The 17,286-nt window shown below is 65.5% G+C and carries 19 protein-coding genes; 10 read left to right on the top strand and 9 right to left on the bottom strand.

The window, feature by feature from the left end:
* Positions 1 to 104: 104 nt before the first annotated feature.
* Positions 105 to 575 (bottom strand): cupin domain-containing protein, encoded by a 471-nt coding sequence (locus AC1D0N_RS05975; protein ID WP_477242397.1) that lies wholly within the window; start codon positions 573 to 575, stop codon positions 105 to 107.
* Positions 576 to 640: 65 nt separating this feature from the next.
* On the opposite strand from AC1D0N_RS05975, the gene AC1D0N_RS05970 reads away from it, so the two are divergent.
* Positions 641 to 1,102 carry a MarR family winged helix-turn-helix transcriptional regulator gene (locus AC1D0N_RS05970; RefSeq protein ID WP_477242395.1) on the top strand — a complete coding sequence of 154 codons (462 nt, stop codon included), beginning with the start codon at positions 641 to 643 and terminating at the stop codon, positions 1,100 to 1,102.
* Between the two features lie 40 nt (positions 1,103 to 1,142).
* On the opposite strand, the gene AC1D0N_RS05965 is transcribed toward AC1D0N_RS05970, so the two are convergent.
* Positions 1,143 to 2,045: a S1C family serine protease gene (locus AC1D0N_RS05965; RefSeq protein WP_477242393.1), complete on the bottom strand. Its 903-nt coding sequence runs from the start codon at positions 2,043 to 2,045 to the stop codon at positions 1,143 to 1,145.
* Between the two features lie 277 nt (positions 2,046 to 2,322).
* Between AC1D0N_RS05965 and yghU the strand changes: the two genes are divergently transcribed.
* Positions 2,323 to 3,189 carry a glutathione-dependent disulfide-bond oxidoreductase gene (yghU, locus tag AC1D0N_RS05960; protein ID WP_477242391.1) on the top strand — a complete coding sequence of 289 codons (867 nt, stop codon included), beginning with the start codon at positions 2,323 to 2,325 and terminating at the stop codon, positions 3,187 to 3,189.
* A gap of 120 nt (positions 3,190 to 3,309) precedes the next feature.
* Here the strand turns inward: yghU and AC1D0N_RS05955 are convergent, their stop codons facing one another.
* The 3 genes from AC1D0N_RS05955 to AC1D0N_RS05945 form a co-directional block, all read right to left on the bottom strand.
* On the bottom strand, positions 3,310 to 3,756 hold the full coding sequence (locus AC1D0N_RS05955; protein ID WP_477242389.1) for a YbhB/YbcL family Raf kinase inhibitor-like protein: 447 nt from the start codon (positions 3,754 to 3,756) through the stop codon (positions 3,310 to 3,312).
* Positions 3,757 to 3,932: 176 nt separating this feature from the next.
* Positions 3,933 to 4,703 (bottom strand): hypothetical protein, encoded by a 771-nt coding sequence (locus AC1D0N_RS05950; RefSeq protein WP_477242387.1) that lies wholly within the window; start codon positions 4,701 to 4,703, stop codon positions 3,933 to 3,935.
* Between the two features lie 299 nt (positions 4,704 to 5,002).
* Positions 5,003 to 6,202 carry an aminotransferase-like domain-containing protein gene (locus AC1D0N_RS05945; protein ID WP_477243100.1) on the bottom strand — a complete coding sequence of 400 codons (1,200 nt, stop codon included), beginning with the start codon at positions 6,200 to 6,202 and terminating at the stop codon, positions 5,003 to 5,005.
* A gap of 376 nt (positions 6,203 to 6,578) precedes the next feature.
* Between AC1D0N_RS05945 and AC1D0N_RS05940 the strand changes: the two genes are divergently transcribed.
* The 8 genes from AC1D0N_RS05940 to AC1D0N_RS05905 are packed head-to-tail and all read left to right on the top strand — an operon-like array spanning position 6,579 to position 13,427.
* Positions 6,579 to 7,568: a 3-oxoacyl-[acyl-carrier-protein] synthase III C-terminal domain-containing protein gene (locus tag AC1D0N_RS05940; protein WP_477242385.1), complete on the top strand. Its 990-nt coding sequence runs from the start codon at positions 6,579 to 6,581 to the stop codon at positions 7,566 to 7,568.
* A 2-nt stretch (positions 7,569 to 7,570) separates the two neighbouring features.
* A complete protein-coding gene (locus tag AC1D0N_RS05935) occupies positions 7,571 to 8,572 on the top strand; it encodes an NAD-dependent epimerase/dehydratase family protein (protein WP_477242383.1) in 1,002 nt (333 codons plus the stop codon).
* On the top strand, positions 8,569 to 9,393 hold the full coding sequence (locus AC1D0N_RS05930; RefSeq protein ID WP_477242381.1) for an MBL fold metallo-hydrolase: 825 nt from the start codon (positions 8,569 to 8,571) through the stop codon (positions 9,391 to 9,393). The genes AC1D0N_RS05935 and AC1D0N_RS05930 overlap by 4 nt, the downstream gene beginning before the upstream one ends.
* Entirely contained in the window at positions 9,390 to 10,643 is a 1,254-nt protein-coding gene (locus tag AC1D0N_RS05925; protein WP_477242379.1) for a F390 synthetase-related protein, read from the top strand. Before AC1D0N_RS05930 ends, AC1D0N_RS05925 begins: the two co-directional genes overlap by 4 nt.
* Positions 10,640 to 11,782 (top strand): GNAT family N-acetyltransferase, encoded by a 1,143-nt coding sequence (locus tag AC1D0N_RS05920; protein WP_477242377.1) that lies wholly within the window; start codon positions 10,640 to 10,642, stop codon positions 11,780 to 11,782. The genes AC1D0N_RS05925 and AC1D0N_RS05920 overlap by 4 nt, the downstream gene beginning before the upstream one ends.
* The gene (locus AC1D0N_RS05915) at positions 11,779 to 12,783 is read left to right on the top strand and encodes a Rieske 2Fe-2S domain-containing protein (protein WP_477242375.1); all 1,005 of its coding nucleotides are present in this window, start codon (positions 11,779 to 11,781) and stop codon (positions 12,781 to 12,783) included. The genes AC1D0N_RS05920 and AC1D0N_RS05915 overlap by 4 nt, the downstream gene beginning before the upstream one ends.
* A gap of 52 nt (positions 12,784 to 12,835) precedes the next feature.
* Positions 12,836 to 13,123 (top strand): type II toxin-antitoxin system RelE/ParE family toxin, encoded by a 288-nt coding sequence (locus AC1D0N_RS05910; protein ID WP_477242373.1) that lies wholly within the window; start codon positions 12,836 to 12,838, stop codon positions 13,121 to 13,123.
* Between the two features lies 1 nt (position 13,124).
* Complete coding sequence (locus AC1D0N_RS05905; RefSeq protein ID WP_477242371.1) at positions 13,125 to 13,427, top strand: addiction module antidote protein; 303 nt, start codon at positions 13,125 to 13,127, stop codon at positions 13,425 to 13,427.
* Between the two features lies 1 nt (position 13,428).
* Here the strand turns inward: AC1D0N_RS05905 and AC1D0N_RS05900 are convergent, their stop codons facing one another.
* The 4 genes from AC1D0N_RS05900 to AC1D0N_RS05885 all read right to left on the bottom strand — a co-directional run bounded on the left by AC1D0N_RS05900 (position 13,429) and on the right by AC1D0N_RS05885 (position 17,280).
* On the bottom strand, positions 13,429 to 14,595 hold the full coding sequence (locus AC1D0N_RS05900) for an ATP-grasp domain-containing protein (protein WP_477242369.1): 1,167 nt from the start codon (positions 14,593 to 14,595) through the stop codon (positions 13,429 to 13,431).
* Positions 14,596 to 14,633: 38 nt separating this feature from the next.
* Entirely contained in the window at positions 14,634 to 15,185 is a 552-nt protein-coding gene (locus tag AC1D0N_RS05895) for a cysteine hydrolase family protein (protein WP_477242367.1), read from the bottom strand.
* A gap of 89 nt (positions 15,186 to 15,274) precedes the next feature.
* A complete protein-coding gene (locus tag AC1D0N_RS05890; RefSeq protein WP_477242365.1) occupies positions 15,275 to 15,916 on the bottom strand; it encodes a hypothetical protein in 642 nt (213 codons plus the stop codon).
* 68 nt (positions 15,917 to 15,984) lie between these two features.
* Positions 15,985 to 17,280, bottom strand: a complete 1,296-nt coding sequence (locus AC1D0N_RS05885; RefSeq protein ID WP_477242363.1) for an amidase — start codon at positions 17,278 to 17,280, stop codon at positions 15,985 to 15,987.
* Positions 17,281 to 17,286: the final 6 nt, after the last annotated feature.

Below are 17,286 nucleotides of genomic sequence, written 5' to 3'. Positions count from 1 at the left end.
TCATCGTGCCAGTGGCACGATGAAAGGCCAGCGAACGCCGGGACGCCGCGCAGCAGCGGGGACCCGGCAGGCGGACACCGAGCCCTTAGCCGGCTCAGGGAAAATCAGGCTTTCGGTGCAGCCGGCGTCAGCCCGTGGCGGCGCATGATCTCCATCATCTTGGCCTTGTCCGGCGGGCCGCCGGCGGCGGCGTAGAACATGGCGAAGATCTCGCGGAAGTAGTCCGGGCCAATCGCCGCCGGTGTGACGACGCACAGCACCTTCGCTTCGAGGGTGCCATTGTTGTCGAACCGGTGCACGGCGCCGCGTGGAATACACAGCGCCTCACCCGGTCCGACCTCGATCGGCCTGCCGTCGACGGTCCAGGTCAGCACGCCTTCAATGCCGTAGATCGTCTCTTCATAGTGATCATGGCTGTGCGCCGGCGCCAGCAGACGCATCGCGCTGGCCACCTTCAACTCGAAGGCGGCGACGCTGCCGTTCGAACTGTCGCCCGTCACCAGGAAGCGGATCGATAGCCACTTGTCGCCGATGGTCTCGTCGGCTGGATTGATGTGAAGATCCATGACTGACATTGCGCAAACCCCTCCGGTAAATTACATTTACTAGCTATCAGTAAACTCAATTTACCGGATCGTCAATGGCCACCGCAACCGAAGTTCTCCAGACCAAGACCCAGGACCTGCTGATCGGCGCCCTGCTGCGTGTGCCGGCGCAGGCGATCCAGCGCCGGCTGATCAAGGAGCTCAACGCCGCCGGTTTCGACGAATTGCGCCTGCCGCATATGGCGGTGCTGCAGTTTCCCGGGCCGGACGGCGCGCGCCCCGGCGCCATCGCCGAGCGCGCCGGCATGAGCAAGCAGGCCATCAACCAGCTGCTCAGCAGCCTCGAAGGCTACGGCTATATCGTCCGCTCCGATATTTCCGGCGAAGGTGGCGCGCGCGTGGTGCGGTCCACCGAACGCGGCCACGCTGCCTTCTGGAAGATGGTCGACATCCTGCGCGACATCGAGGAGGAGTGGCGCGCCGAACTTGGTCCGGAGCGCTTCGCCCAACTCAAGGCATTGTTGTTCGTCGTCTGGGAAAGTCCACTGGTGAAGTGAGGCGCGGCCTTCCCTTCTCCCCTCGTGGAAGGGGAGCGACCTACTGCAAATGCGGCTTCTTGAGAAAGCTGTTGCGGTCGGCTGACTTGATGCGCAGCCAGGTGTCGCGGCCGTCGCGCACCACGCGCAGCGGGATTTCCGCTCCGGCCGGGTTCTGCCACAGCTTGCGATAGAAATCGGCGAGACCGTCGACCTCGCCGTCGCGCACGTCCGAGATGATATCGCCCTGGCGCAGACCGGCCTTGGCGGCGGGGCCGCCGGCGGCGACGCTCATCACCACCACCGCGCCATTGTTTTCGGCGGAGAAGGCGCCGAGCCAGGGCCGCGGCGGCTTGGCCACCTGGCCGCGGGTCAGGAGGTCGTCGAGGATGGGCGGCAAGAGATTGATCGGCACCACCATGTTGATGTCGGCGACCTCGCCGTTGCGGCTCATCTGCAGCATCAGCGAGCCAATGCCGAGCAACGAACCGTCCTCGCCGATGAGGGCGGCGCCGCCCCATGACGGGTGGGCGGGCGCGATGAAGATCGCCTCGTCGAGCAGATATTCCCAATAGCCGGCGAATTCCTGCTTGGTGACGATGTGTGCGTTGACCGAGCGACCGGTGCCGTCGGCCAACACCACGGGATCGCCGACCTTGGCTTTGCCGGCGTCGCCGAGCGCCAGCGCCGGCAGGCCGAGCGGAGCGAGTGCCTGAACCAGGCCAAACCCGGTCTCCTGGTCATAGGCCAGCGCATGCGCCGGCACGACACGACCGTCCTGGGCAGTCAGCCAGACCTCCTCCGCCTCGGTGATCAGATAGCCGATTGTCAGCACCAGCCCATCCGGGCGGATGACGACGCCGCTGCCCTCGCGGCGGGTGCCCAGCGCCGATGCCGTGAAGGCGTCTTCGGGGATCGAGGCGCGCACGGCCACGATGGAGCGCAGATTGGGATCGATGGTCATGCTTTTTGTCCTGGGTAGGCGATGCGGCCTGCAAGGGCCTGATCTTCTATAGGTATGACAGACGGCACGAGGCGCAAGGGCTTGGGACAGGGATACTCACTTCAGGGCTTGCGCCGACATTGGCCGGCATCGACAATAGTTCAACAAAAGTTGGACTTCCCCCTTTCCAGCCCGCGCACCGGTACCTAAATGTAACTCGGCCCCCGCCGATCAATCCCGCGCCCGCATCACGCAGGCTGCTGTTCCCAAGCCCCCGCCAAAACACGAGGCCTCCCGAATGACCGACTACACACCGCCGAAAGTATGGACCTGGAACAAGGCAAATGGCGGCGCTTTCGCCAGCATCAACCGGCCTATCGCCGGCCCGACGCATGACAAGGAACTGCCGGTCGGCAAGCATCCGCTGCAGCTCTACTCGCTGGCGACGCCGAACGGCGTCAAGGTGACGGTCATGCTGGAGGAGCTTCTGGCACTCGGCCACAGCGGCGCCGAATATGACGCCTGGCTGATCCGCATCAACGATGGCGACCAGTTCGGCTCAGGCTTCGTCGAGATCAATCCCAACTCGAAAATCCCGGCGCTGCTCGACCGCAGCGGCAAGGAACCGGTGCGGGTGTTCGAATCCGGTTCGATCCTTCTCTACCTCGCTGAAAAGTTCGGCGAGTTCCTGCCGACCGAGCAGCCGGCGCGCGCCGAGGCGCTGTCCTGGCTGTTCTGGCAGATGGGCTCGGCGCCGTATCTCGGCGGCGGTTTCGGCCATTTCTACGCCTATGCGCCGACCAAGATCGAATATGCCATCGACCGCTTCGCCATGGAGACCAAGCGGCAAATGGACGTGCTCGACCGCAGGCTGGCTGTGTCAGAATATCTCGGCGGTGCCGACTACACGATCGCCGACATGGCGGTGTGGCCCTGGTATGGCGGGCTGGCGCTGGGCCGCATGTACAATGATTCCGGCGCCTTCCTGTCGGTCGAGGAGTACAAACATGTGCAGCGCTGGGCCAAGGCCATCGACGCCAGGCCGGCGGTGAAGCGCGGCCGCATGGTCAACCGCGCTTTTGGCGAACCGGCGCTGCAATTGCACGAGCGCCACGATGCACGCGATTTCGACACGAACACGCAGGACAAACTCGCGGCGGAGTAGGCCGGGCCGGCGAGCTGCGTGGCGCCGGAGCATTCCGGCGCTTTGACCCTCGCTGGTTGATTCAGGATTTTTGTCTATCCACTTGATTGGGAACGATTTTTTCGAATCGAAAGTTCGCGATCAACGGCTCCAGGTATAGGTCACGCTTGCCTTGCCAAGGGACTCGCCCATCGCGTCGGCCACCAGCATGGTGGGCGATGCGTTGGCCTCGGTGTGGAGCTTTGCCTCCTTCATTGCATAGAGCGTGATGACATAGTGACGAAGACCGCTGCCGGGCGGGGGACAAGGCCCGAGATAGCCGGTGCGGCCAAGGTCGGCCTTGCCCTGAACAGCGCCCTTGGGCAGGCCCTTGCCGCTTTTCGACCCGGCGCCCTCGGGCAATCCGCTGGCGCCCGCCGGAATGTTCCACACCTGCCAGTGCCACCAGCCCACACCACCACCCATGGCGTCGGGATCGAACATGGTCAGCATGTAGCTTTTGGTGCCGGCCGGCGGATCCTTCCAGTTCAGGGCAATCGAGACGTTTTGTCCGTCGCAGCCGCCCGCTTTGTCGGCGACATATTTCAAGTCCCATTTTCCGTCAGCAACGGAAGGGCTCGATATCTCAAAGGCTGATGCTGAATTGGCAAAACCAAGAACAACAAGGGCGACCACTGCCACACGCGAAATCATATCATTCCTCCCAGGTTTTCGCGGATTTTAGCGAAAATCCCGCCCGGGCATGCGCAACTTTCCGTGACGCGCTAGGCCTTTTGAACCGCCGACATCCACAACCGGTCGATGTCGGCCAGGTAAGTCTCGTCGATCTCGTCGAGATGGTTCCAGTACATGCCGTCCTCGTAGAAATAGCCGAGGTCCTGCTCGATCCTTTCGGCCTTCTCGGCCCTGTCGTGCGCAATGCCGGCAAGGATCTCGGCTTTCATTTCAGCGACCCTTGCCCGCGACAGGTTTTTCAGCTCGTCGAAGGTCAGCCGCGGAAAGATCAGCCGGCTGCGCGGCAATTCGGACAGGTTGATGCACAGGCAGTCCCGCCGCAGCGCCTGGACAAGCAGGCGGGCGGACTTGGCCTCGAGGTTGCGCAGCGTCACGTCATCGCGCAGCGGATCGGCACGGCCGATACCGTAGAAATGCGTCTTGTCGGGCTGGTCGTAGATCATGTCGCAGCCGAGGAACGCCAGCACATCGGGCCGCTGGCTGTGGATGGTCCAGTAGGCCGAGGTCAGCGACATAGTGGCCCCGGCATAGACGAAGCCGCCAAAAGCGTTCTGCGCCGGCACATATTGCGATGCGCTGAAGATCTGCGCCTGCCGCAGCCTGGCGCCCGGGGGCAGCCGGTCCGACGGGAAATCGCCGGAATGGACGAGAAAATCCCAATCGGGGCGGACGCGCCAGGCATTGTTGATGGCGACGATCTTGCTGAAAGCGGCCTTCGGCCAGGTCTCGCAACGCACCACATCGGGCGCGCTGCCCATGAGCAGGATCACGCGTGGCGATGTCGAAGCGGCGCTGGCCATGGCATCTCTCATTCGGCCACGGGAGCCCTGCCCGGCCGGCGCGCCAACCTGCCACCTCCGGTGGAATGGCTCAAGTGCGAATGCGGGGATGGGGCGATCTCCCCCTCGTGCGGGAGATGTCCGGCAGGACAGAGGGGGGCGCGAAGGATCGCGAACTCTCGGTCCAACGCATGCGAACCGCAACCTGCATGAGCTATCGCTATGGTGGTTGAAAGGTTAGCGGGACAGCGCCCCCCTCTGCCCTGCCGGGCATCTCCCCCACATGGGGGGAGATCGGCGGTTTCAGCGCCGGCGCAACCCTACCCCTTCAACAGCGCCGCCAGCCTCGGTATCCCCTCGCTCACCGCGCGCTGGTCAGCCAGCGTAAAACTCAGCCGCAACGTGTTGCGGCCCGCCCCGTCGGCGTAAAAGGCGCTGCCGGGCACGAAGGCGACGCGCGCTTCCTTGACCGCCCGCGCCAGCAGCGCGGTGGCGTCGGCGCCTTCGGGCAGCGTCACCCAGACGAACATGCCGCCGTCGGGCCGCGTCCAGGTCACGCCTTGCGGCATGTTGGCTGCCAACGCCGCAAGCAAGCCATCGCGGCGCTCGCGGTAAGCGTCGATGAGCTTTTCGACCTGGGTATCGAACACGGACTCGGCGACGCGGTGCATCACCACCTGGTTGATCGACGGGCTGTGCAGGTCCGACGCCTGCTTCATCAGCACCAGCTTCTCGATGACGCGGCGCGGCGCGCAGACCCAGCCGACGCGCATGCCCGGCGACAGGATTTTTGAGAACGAGCCGCAATAAAGCGTACGGGCATTGTCGATGCCGCCGGAGCGGGCGCAGTCGAGCGCCAGGATCGGCGCCACGCCCTGCCCGTCATAGCGCAGCGCGCGATAGGCGGCGTCCTCGATGACGGCGATGTCGAGCTCACCGGCGAGATCGAGCACCGCTTCGCGCTGCTTGAGGCCCAATGTCTCGCCGGTGGGGTTGGCGAAATCCGGAACCAGATAGGCGAACTTGACTTTCCCGCCGTTGGCGGCCGCCGCGGCGCGGTAGGCGTCGGGCGTCATGTTGCCGCCATCGGGCGTCAGCCGGTCATAGCGCGGCTCATAGGCGTTGAAGGCCTGCAGCGCGCCGAGATAGGTCGGCCAGGTGACCAGCGCCGTATCGCCCGGCGACAGAAACAGCTTGCCGAGATAATCCAGCGCCTGCTGCGAGCCGGAGGTGATCAGAATGTTGTGCTCGTCGCATGCGACGCCGAGCTTGCCCATCTGCCCGGCCAGCCAGCGCCGCAGCGGCAGAAAACCTTCGCTGACCTGGTACTGCAGGGCTGCGCCCGCATCGGCGCTGCCCAGCACCGAAGCATAGGCATCGGCGATCGCCCGCGACGGGAACAGCGCCGGGTCGGGAATGCCGCCGGCGAACGAGATGATGTCGGGCTGGTCGAGCAGCTTCAGCAGCTCGCGGATTTCCGACGCCTTCATGCGCGAAGAGCGCGACGCCAACAGGTTCATCAATGTCAAAACGCACCTCCCACCCGGCTGCAGGTCGATTATAGGTCAATCTCGCTGACCTATATCAGAGCCGCTTGCCCGATTGAATAGCCAGAAGGCTGACATGCCTAGCCCAATCGGAACACCCTTCGCCATCAGCCAGTTTGGCATTCGAAAAAGAGAATGGGGCTCAACATGGCAAAAGGCTGACCGTCTGTTGGCGCGCCGCGTCGCAAAATTGCTTGATTTTGAAAGCTTCTTCCACCGCAGCTGGTGGGCTTCCAGCGAATGCGGTCGCCAGGCCGGCACACAGCGATCGGTGGACTGTCACTGCCGCGCTGTTACCATCGGGCGCGATCCGGGTTAGAAAAAGCGCTACTCACTCGGCGGGATGAGAATGCGGATCAAGATCATCGGAACCGGGCGGGCCGTGCCGGCTGCGTGCGTGACGTCGCGCAGCCTCGATGCGCGGCTGGGGCTTGGCGATGGCCAGCTCGAAGCCGCCACCGGTGTCATCGAACGCTATGTCTGCGAGGCTGAATCGCAGGTCGACCTGGCCTGCGCCGCGGCGCGACTCGCGCTGGCGGATGCCGGGCTGGTGGCCGGCGATATCGATCTGGTTGTTGGCGGTTGCGGCGTGCCCTACCAGCCGCTGCCGTCGACCGCGCCGCTGGTCATGCAGCGCCTTGGCATGGCCGACGGTTCGGCGGCCGCCTTCGACATCAACAGTACCTGTCTTGGCTTCCTGACTGCCTTCGAGACTGCCGCCCGGATGATCGAGGCCGGGCAATGCGAGCGGGCGCTGGTGTTTTCCTCCGAGATCGCCTCGCGCGCCCTGCCCTGGAACGACCAGCCGGAAATCGCCGCTCTGTTCGGCGACGGCGCGGCGGCGGCCGTGCTATGCCGGGCGGCGCCCGGCGAAGGCGCGGTGCGGGCCAATCTGATGCGCACCTACCCCTCGGCCTACGACGCCTGCAGCATCGGTTCCGGCGGCACCCGCTTCGATTTTCACCGCCAGCCGCAAGAATTCGCCAGCCATGCCCTGTTCCACATGGACGGCAAGGAGCTGTTTCGCGTCACGTCGCGCCATTTCAGCGGTTTTGTCGCCGAGCTTTTGCAGCGAGCCGGCTGGACGCATGACGATGTCGACATCGTCGTGCCGCACCAGGCCAGCCCGTTTGCGCTCGCCCACATGGCGCGCCAGACCGGCTTCGCCAGGGAAAAACTCGTCGATATCGCGGCGCGCTTCGGCAACCAGATCGCCGCATCGATTCCCTTCGCGCTCGACATTGCGCGCCGCGAGGGGCGGATTGCTGCGGGCGCCAAAGTGCTGTTCCTCGGAACTTCGGCCGGCGTGTCGTTCGGCGGCATGGCGCTGGAAGCGTGAGCATGGGGCGTGTGCTCGTCACCGGCGCCAGCGGTTTTCTCGGTTCGCAGCTCATGGCGCGGCTGGCGGCATCGGGCATGCCGGCGCTTGGTCTTGGCAGGGATGCGCGGCGCGGCGCAGCACTCGAAGCGGCCGGACATGTGGTCCTCCGCCACGACCTTTCCCTGCCATTCGATGCGGCCGCGATAGCGCGGCTCGGCGACGTCGAGGCAATCGTCCATTGCGCTGCACTTTCCGCGCCCTTCGGCAAGCTGGCGGATTTCGAAAAAGCCAATGTCACGGCAACCCGCAACCTCGTCGATTTCGCGCGGCGGCAAAATGTGCGCCGCTTCGTCCATATCTCCAGCCCCTCGGTCTGTTTCGCTTTTTGTGACCAACTCGATGTGCGCGAAGACAGCGCCCTGCCCGCTCCGGTCAACCATTATGCGCGCACCAAGCGGCAGGGTGAGGAGGTCGTGCTTTCAGCCCGCGAAATCAAGCCGGTAATCCTGCGGCCGCGCGGTATCTACGGCGCTGGCGACCGCGCACTGCTGCCGCGCCTGCTTGGCGCCGCGCGGCGGCGCCCGCTGCCGCTGTTTCGCGACGGCAGAGCGCGCATCGACCTGACCCATGTCGACGATGTCGTCGATGCGATCCTGGCCGCCCTTGCTGCCGACCAAGATGCCGAGGGCCAGATCTTCAATGTCTCCGGCGGCGAGGTGCTGCCGGTGCGCCGCATTGCCGACGAGGCCTGCGCGCGCGCCGGCCTTTCCGCACGATGGCGCAAAATGCCGCTGTGGCCGGCGATGCTGGCGGCCGGCGCAATTGAGGCGGTGGCGCTGCGCCTGCCCGGCCAGCCCGAACCGGCGGTGACGCGCTATGGTCTTGGCCTGTTTGCCTATGCCCAGAGCCTCGACATTTCAAAGGCAAGGCGCATGTTGGGCTGGGCGCCGAAAGTGTCCTTCGCGGACGGGCTCGACCGCACATTCGCAGCAGAAGCACCCTCTTGGGGAGCAGCACCTTGAAGATCGTCTTCGCCAACAGTGCCTGGGTCAATGCCGCCGAACGGCTGATCCTGCGCGGCGGCAGCTGGACGACAATCCGGCTGCGCGTCCGCTATGGGCTGATCCTGCATCCACAGGCTGGACCGGTGCTGATCGACACCGGCTACACGCCGCACGTGACCACAGGCCCCAACCGAAGCCTCGCGTTGCGTCTGTACAGTGCGGTGCTCAGGCCCGCGCTCAATGCAGCCGAACAGCCGCTGCCGCTGCTGGCACGCTTCGGCCTGACGCCGCACGATATCCGCGCGGTCATCGTCACGCATTTCCATGCCGATCATATGTCCGGGCTGTCGCTGTTCCCCAAGGCCCGCTTCATCGCCAGCGATGCGGCGTGGTTGCGGGCCAAGGCGAGAACGGGCTGGCAGAATCTGCGCCATGGCGTTTTTTCCGAGCTGTTTCCGGCTGATTTCGAGAGCCGCCTCGACGGGCTGTCGTCCAGGAAGCAGATCGCGCCGCATCATGGCGTGCCCGGCGGCGCCGACCTGTTCGGCGACGGCAGCGTGATCGCTGTCGACTTGCCCGGCCATGCCGATGGTCAGTTCGGCCTGCTGTTCCCAAATTTGGAACGCCCGCTGCTCTATGGCGTCGATGCGCAATGGCTGCTTGCCGCCCTTGTCGAAAATCGCACGCCGGGTTTGCCGGCGACGCTGCTGGCCGAGGATGCCGCAGCCCTTGAGCCAACCAGCGAAACGCTGCGGCGGTTTCTGGCAACCGGCGGCGAGGTCATGTTCTGCCACGATCCAGAGCCGACGTCCTACGATCTCGACAGCGAGGGCGGATGAGCGGGCTCGGCGAAGCGATCAAATCGTTTGCCGTCACCCGCTGGGTGTCGCGCAAGAGCCGCAGGGATTTCGAGCGCTGGCAGGCGCGCGCCTTGCGACGCTGGCTCGACCGCGACCTGCCGCTGGCGCCCTTCTACGACAAGGCGCCGCGCCATCTCGGCGACCTGCCGGTGACCGACAAGGCGCTGCTGATGGCGAATTTCGAGCGCTTCAACATCGGCGGCGTGTCGGCTCGCGATGGCTGGGCCGCCGCTTCCGCCGACGGCCGCCTCGGTGACCTGACGGTCGGCGCCAGCACCGGCACATCAGGCAATCGCGGCCTGTTCGTCATTTCCGAGGCCGAAAAATATCGCTGGCTGGGTGCGATCCTGGCCAAGGCCGTGCCCGATCTTCTCTGGCGCCGGCAGCGGGTCGCCGTCATCCTGCCGCAGAACACCGGGCTCTATGACAGCGCCCGCAAATCCCGGCGCATCGATCTGCGTTTTTTCGACCTGACGCTCGGTCCGGAAGACTGGCGCGCCGCACTCGAGGATTTCGCACCGACGGTGATCATCGCGCCGCCGAAGATGCTGCGGCATTTCGCGACCGCCGGCTTCAAGCTGGCGCCGCTGCGCGTCTTCTCAGCCGCCGAAACGCTGGACCCGATCGACCGGCCGGTGATCGAAACATTCTTCGGCCGGCCGCTCGACCAGATCTACATGGCGACGGAAGGGCTGTTCGCGGTCACGTGCCGCCAGGGCGGGCTGCATCTGGCGGAGGATTCAGTGTTCTTCGAATTCGAGCCGGTCGGCGACGGGCTGGTGACGCCGCTGGTCACCGCGTTTCGCCGCCAGACGCAGATCATGGCGCGCTACCGGATGAACGATCTGCTGCGCCTGTCCAAGGCGCCATGCCGCTGCGGTTCGCCGCTGCGCACGGTGGACGAGATCGTCGGCCGCATGGACGATGTCTTCCGGCTCGCCTCAGTAAACGGGCCGATCCTGGTCACCCCCGACATTCTGCGCAATGCGGTGCTGAAGGCGGATCGCCGCATCGACGATTTCCGGCTGATCCAGACCGCGCCCGACGCCATCGAATTGCGGCTTGTGCCCGGCCTCGCCGACGACGCAGCTTCTGCCGCGCTGGCGGCGGTGCGCGGGTTGCTCACCTTGCGTCAGGCGACGGTATCCGTCGACCTCGTGCGCGCGCCGCTGCCGCTGGAGACCGACCGCAAACTGCGCCGCGTCGAATGCCGGCTGGGGGCAGCATGAGCCCGATAGCTGTCGCGACCGGGCAGACCCAGGCAAATCGGGTTGAAAACAATCCCACCCAGGTCGAGGCCTTCGTGCGGCTCTTCAACGAGATTCCCGTCCGCGACCTCATCCGCAATCTGACGGTCGTCGTCGAGCCGTTCGAGGTCGCCGGGCGATCCTTCCCGCTGACGCTCAACGATGCCAGTGAGGCGCCGAATTGCTACATCTGCCGCCCGTCCAGCGCCTATATCGACTATGCCATCGACGAGACCCGCAATTTCGTCTCGGCGCCCTTTCTGCAGCGGGCGGTGCGAGCGCTGATCGGCCTGTGCGCGCCACTGGTCAAGGCGAGCGGCCTCGACCATCAGGTGCAGGTCAACAACTGGCTCTATTCGACCAATCCGGTGCCGCTGCTCGACCGCAAGTCGATCGCGGCCATGCGCTCATGCCTGACGGCGCGATTTCCGGATCGCGCCATTGTCATCCGCTCGCTGAACGAGATCGCCGACCCCGCCACCATCGCGGCGCTGAAGGCCGAGGGCTTCCGCCTGCTGGCGGCCCGGCAGGTCTACATCTTTGCCGACCGCAGTTCAGCACCCGCCATGACCAACGACATGAAGCGCGACCGCAAGCGGCTGCGCACCACGCCCTTCGAGAGGGTCGGCGATGCCGATTTCAGCGAGACCGACTATGCGCGCGCCGAAGCGCTTTACGGCATGCTCTATCTCGACAAATACACGCCGCTCAACCCGCATTTCACGGCGCGCTACATCGCCGAGATGCACCGCCGCGGTATAATTAGGCTTGCCGGCCTGCGCCGGCCCGGCGGCGAACTCGTTGCCGTTGCCGCCCTGTCGGAGAACGGCGCGACATTGACGCAGCCGATCGTCGGCTACGACACCGGCCTGCCGGTTGGCGACGGGCTCTACCGCATGATGATGGCCATGGCGCAGGACCATGCCACCGCGCACGGCCTGTTCTTCAACATGAGCGCCGGTGCCGCCGCCTTCAAGCGCTTGCGCGGCGCCGTGGCGACGGTGGAATACAACGCCGTCTATGCCGGCCATCTGCCACTTCGCCGCCGCGTGGCGGTGCGGATCATGGAAATTGTCCTGGCATGGGTCGGCATTCCCCTGCTCAGGAGATTTGAATTGTGAGCGAACCCCGGCATCCAAAGCGCAGGGATCATTGGCAAGCGGTGGCGCTGTCGGCCGATATCAGACGCAAGCCGAAGCGCATCCTGTTCGACGGTGCACCGCTGGTGCTATTTCGCTCGGCGCAAGGCATTGCCGCGCTGTTCGACCGCTGCGCGCACCGGCTGGTCGAATTGTCGACCGGCAAGGTCGTCGGCGGTGAGATCGAATGCCCCTATCACGGCTGGCGCTATGATGGCGAAGGGCGCTGCACCGCCATTCCCGGCCATGTCGGTGACGTCCCGCATTACCGGGTCCGGCGCTTCACTGCGATCGAGCGTGACGGCGTCGTCTTCGTCTCCTCAGGCACGCCCGAAGGCGAGCCCTATCTCCACTGCATGCAGGGCAAGGACGTCGTCGTGAAGCGTGTGCGCAGTTCGGCGCAATCGACGGTGCTCGACGCGGCCGAGAACATTTTGGATGCCACCCACACCCACTTCACCCACAAGGGCGTGCTGCGCGGCCTGACCGCCAAGCGCCATCTCGTGCACGTCGAGGTGACCGGCGGCGAGGGTTGGGTCGAGAGTTGCTACACCGGTGAGGACCGTCAGCAGGGACTGGTCAGCCGGCTCCTGGAAGGCGAGCGGGCCAAGACCATCGGCCGCTACCGCCATCCTGGGATCGTCGAGCTGGAATACTGGGGCAAGCGCGGTCTGGCGCTGGCAACGACTTTCCATTTGCGCCAGGCGGATGAGCGAACCGTCGAGGGCATCGGCTGGCTGATCGGCCCGCGCCAGGGTCTGCTCGGCGAACTCAAGGCGCTTGCCTTCAGGCCGCTCTTCGCCTTCGCCCTGCAGCAGGATCGCCGCGTGCTGAAATCGGCAAGCGACAATGCCCGCATCCCGCCGGCAGTGCTGCCGGCGATCGGACCGCTGGATTTCCTGCGCCGCGATATCGCCGCCATCATCGACGGCAAGATGCCACCGGCAGCCGCAGGGCCGCGGGTGCATCAGATCGAACTGTAATCTAAAGTTCACAGCACTTGATTCTGACCGTTTCGTGAATTATAGTTCACGGATGATGGAAGTCCGGCTGACCGATGATTTCCGGAAATGGCTCAGAGGCCTCGCTGACATTCGCGCCGCAAAGAAGATCGCTCAACGGATTGCCCGCGTTCAGGCGGGATTGCTGGGAGACGCCAAGTTCTTCGACGGCATAGGAGAGCTTCGCGTAGACTACGGGCCGGGATACCGCGTGTACTTCGTCCGGCGCGGCAAGACGGTCATCATCCTGCTCTGCGGAGGCGACAAAGGCTCGCAGGATAGGGACATCGGAAAAGCCAGGCAAATGGCAAAGGAAGTTTGATATGACCCTCAAAACCACACTGTTCGATGCCGCCGAATATCTTGATGACGCCGAGTCTCAAGCCGAACTGCTCGCTGACGCGTTCGAAACCGGAGATGCAACTTATATCGCGCACGCCCTTGGCATCGTCGCGCGCGCTCGCGGCATGACAAGCGTCGCAAAGGACGCCGGTGTGACCCGGGAGGCGCTTTACAAGGCACTGAGCGAAAAGGGCGATCCGCGACTCAGCACGCTGCTGGGAGTGACGAAGGCGCTGGGCCTGCAGCTTTACGCGAAGCCGGTTGATCCCGTCGCGGCACCTTGAATCAAGCTTGCTGGTGCTGAAGCGGCCCGTTCCACTCGATATCCCGCGTCGACGCGGCCTGCAGGCTTATATGCTCACGCCGCGCCGTGCCGGCGATCTCGGCCAGCGCACGCCACTGCGCCCGCTTCGGCGCGGGATCGCCGGGCCAGTCGAGCAGCTCGTCGGCAGCGCGCATCGCCTGACCGAACCGTGCGATCTGCCCGGATCGCAAGGCTGCCGGCAATCCAAACACCCACATGGCCAGCCGCACCGTCTGCGGTACGGTGACATCAGGCTTCACCTCGTCGCCGCCTTCGAACACGGCATCCGTGAAGCGCTGCGGATCGCGAAAGAAATGCAGGCCGCTGACGGCGCGCGGATTGCACTCCAGCGGCAACACCTGGCCGTCCTGTTCGCGCATCAGGTCGAAGGAGATCTGGCCGGTCCAGCCGGTACCGGCGACGAAGGTTTCGACGAAGCGCCGCGCGGCGGCATCCTCGACGCGCTCGAAGCAGATGCCGGCGCCCTTGCCGGCGCGATAGAGCGAACGATAGAGCGCCAGCGCCTTGAGCTCGCCGTTGCGGGCCACCGCATAGGCGCTGATCTCCTCGCCGGCGACGAAGCGCTGCGCCACCCACGGCATTTCAGGCGAAGGGCTGATCGTGTCGAGTTCTTCAGGTGACGGACGCAGTAGGACATGACTGGCAAAACGCGACCAGACCGGCTTGAACACCAGCTCGCGCGACCGGCCGCGCACGGCCTGCAGATCCGCGTCCGACTGCAGCAGCGTGGTTTCCGGCACGGCGATACCGAGGCTCTCAGCCAGCCGGATGAAAGCGTGCTTGTCGTGGACCCGGGCGAGCAGCTCCATGTCAGGTGCAAACAGCCGGGCCGGCATGGCGCGGTCGCGCCAGAGCTGGCCAAGATAAAAGACCTCTTCGCAAGTGGGGATGACGAGGTCCACGCCCTCGGTGCGGACAAGCGCTTCCACCGCTTCGGCATAAGCATCGGGAGCAAAACGCGGCGGCGGCAGGCGACGGTAGAGCGCGCATGCCGTGCTCGCCGCCGCGATCGGCCGAGCCGGGCTGTCGGCCAGGATCACCCGCCGCCCGGAACCGTGCAGCAGCCGCGCCAGATGCAACGCCACCGGGGCCCGGGCTCCGGTGATCAGCACGGTGTTATTTTGCATGAGGCACCGACATCACAGCGGGCACCCCAGAGCGAGGATCAAACGCCGGTCAAGGAATTTGTCGTCACCAGCGTCACGCCGGCGCTGGCGAATTCGGCATTGTGGCGGGCGATGATCTGCGCGGCCGATTCGCTGGGGCCGTCCAGCGTGCTGTGAGCGTCGGACACCACGGTGACGCCAAACCCGTGGGAAAAGGCACCCTTGACCGTGGCCGCGACGCAAAAGTCGCTCTGCGCGCCGACGAGAACGACCTCGTCGGTGCCCTGCCCCGCCACCCATTCGCCAAGTGCGGCATTGCTGAAGGCGTTGCCCACGCTCTTGGAAAAGGTCGGCTCGTCTTCGGCCTGGCCAAGTTCCGGCCAAACCGGCCAGCCCGGCGCACCGGGCGCCAGCGGGTCGCCCGCCGGCCCGTCATGCCTGATGAAAGCGATCCTGCGCCCGCCGCGCCGCGCCCATTCCATCACCGCCCGCACGCGACTGGCGATGCCCGCAGCATCATGGATCGGCGGCTCGGCGACGCCGTCGAACATGCCGGTCTGGAGGTCGATGACGATGAGCGGGGCGGTGGCGGCAGGCCTGGATTCTGACATGGGCGCGAACATAGCGTGAGTGGCAGGAGGGTCAAGCGGCGCCGAATCTCCCCCTCGAGGGGGGAGATCCCCTCACCCAATGCCGCCGGTCACCACATAGGCGCCGGCGGCGCAACCGTCCTCATGCCGCACGATGGCGGTGACGATCGAGCCGTAGGCGCCGCGCCAGACGCTGTGATCCTTGCATGCTCGACGGCCGGAACGAGGGCACGTCCGGTGAAGCAGGCGCCAGTCCGATGCATGGCGACGGGCTCGCCGTTGACATGGACTTTCACGCTGACAGCCGCCAAGCCGGTGGTCTCGGCGTCGCCATGCAGGTCGAGCGTGACAACGATCTCGTCAACTCCATCTGAATGGCGCGCCTCGGCGGCAAGCATGAGAGAGAGCGGTGGCACCTCTCCGGACAGCCTGGAGCGCGGTCGCCCGGCAAACACATCCTCCGGCAATTTCGGCGTGCGCGGTGGGCTGGTGCGGCGCCGGGTCGAGCGCTCGAAATCGCCGGCCAGCCGCAAGAGCCTGGTGTCTTCATAGGCTTTGCCGGCGAAGGTCAGGCCGACCGGCATGCCGATATCGGCCATCGTGCCCATCGGCACGGTGACCGTGGGAATGCCGAGATGACGCCAGACCAGATTGCCGTTGGCGACCCAGGTGCCGTTGCGCCAGGCAAGGGCAGCGGAGGCCTCGTCGACATCGGCATCGACCGGCCCGACATCAGCCACGGCGGGCAGCACCACCGCGTCCAGCCCTTGCGCATCCAGCCAATCCTCGAAATCAATCCGCCGCGTCGCCTCCAGCCCTTTCAGGCCGTCTTCCAGCGTTGGAATGTCGACGAAGGGCGTGACGCCAAGCTTCGCTCGTTCGACATACTCCGCCAGGTCGAAACCGTCGTCGCCATAGCGATCCGGCAGCGTTCCTGGCGGTTGCGGGAAATCTTTGGGCCATCGACCGATGCCAGATCGGGAATTTTCGGATCGGCATTGGCGCGCAGGAAATCGTCCCATCCCCAGACGCAAAGGTCCCAGATCTCGCGCTCGGCAAACTCCTGGGGAACAAGCCCGCGATCGACCATGGTTTTTGTGCCCGGCCGGTCGCGCTCATAGTTGGAGACGACGGGAAAATCGACTTCGACCACCGTTGCGCCAAGCCGCTTGAGATCCAGCGCCGCCTGTTGCCACAGGGCCAGCACCGAGGCGCGGGTCTCGATGGGTGCGGTCGCCTCCGCATCCCTGCCGATATACATGCGGGGCACGCCGAGCCGCACGCCTTTGAGCGCACCCTCCAGCTTCAGATCGATGTAATGTGGCGGCCGCACAGCCCAGCTTGGAGGCAGCGCCACCCATGGCTGCGCGCGCCAGAAATCGCCCCTCGTCTCGGCATCGTCGGCGACGATCACGTCGAGCAGTTCCAGCATATCCGCCACGCTGCGCGTATGCGGCACCACCACATCCATGGTCGGCACCAAGGGCCAGTTGCCCCTGACCGAAATGACGCCGCGCGACGGCGTGTAGGCGACCAGCGCGTTGTTCGAGGCCGGCGCCCGGCCGGACGACCATGTCTCCTCGCCCAAGCCGAAGGCGGCGAAGCTGGCCGCCGTCGCCGTGCCCGAACCGTTGGACGAACCTGAGGCGAAGGCGGCGGTCAAGAAGTCGGCATTGTAGGGGCTTTCGGCGCGACCGTAGACGCCGCGCTGCATGCCGCCATTGGCCATTGGCGGCATGTTGGTGAGCCCGATCAGCAACGCGCCGCCGGCGCGTAGTCGCCCGATGGTGAAGGCGTCCTCATTGGCGACGAGATGTTCGAAGGCAGGTGAGCCGGCCGCCACCGTCAGGCCCGCCACCTTGTAGCTGTCCTTGGCGGTGTAGGGGACGCCGTCGAGCGGGCCGAGCGTGACGCCCTTCCGGCGCCGCAAATCCGACGCAGCCGCCTCCTCAAACATTTTGGGGTTGAGCACGGGCACGGCATTCAGCGCGATGCCATGGCGGTCGTAATACGCGATGCGGCGGAGATAGGCAGCGACGAGTTCGACGCTGGTGACGGTACCCCCTTCCAGCGCACGGCGCAGGTCGGCGATCGAGGCTTCGACGACTGATAGCATTTGATC

The organism is Mesorhizobium sp. P2_E10, from assembly GCF_056404235.1.
The sequence above is the reverse complement of the archived record's forward strand: the minus strand, read 5'-3'. Positions and strand labels throughout refer to the sequence as shown.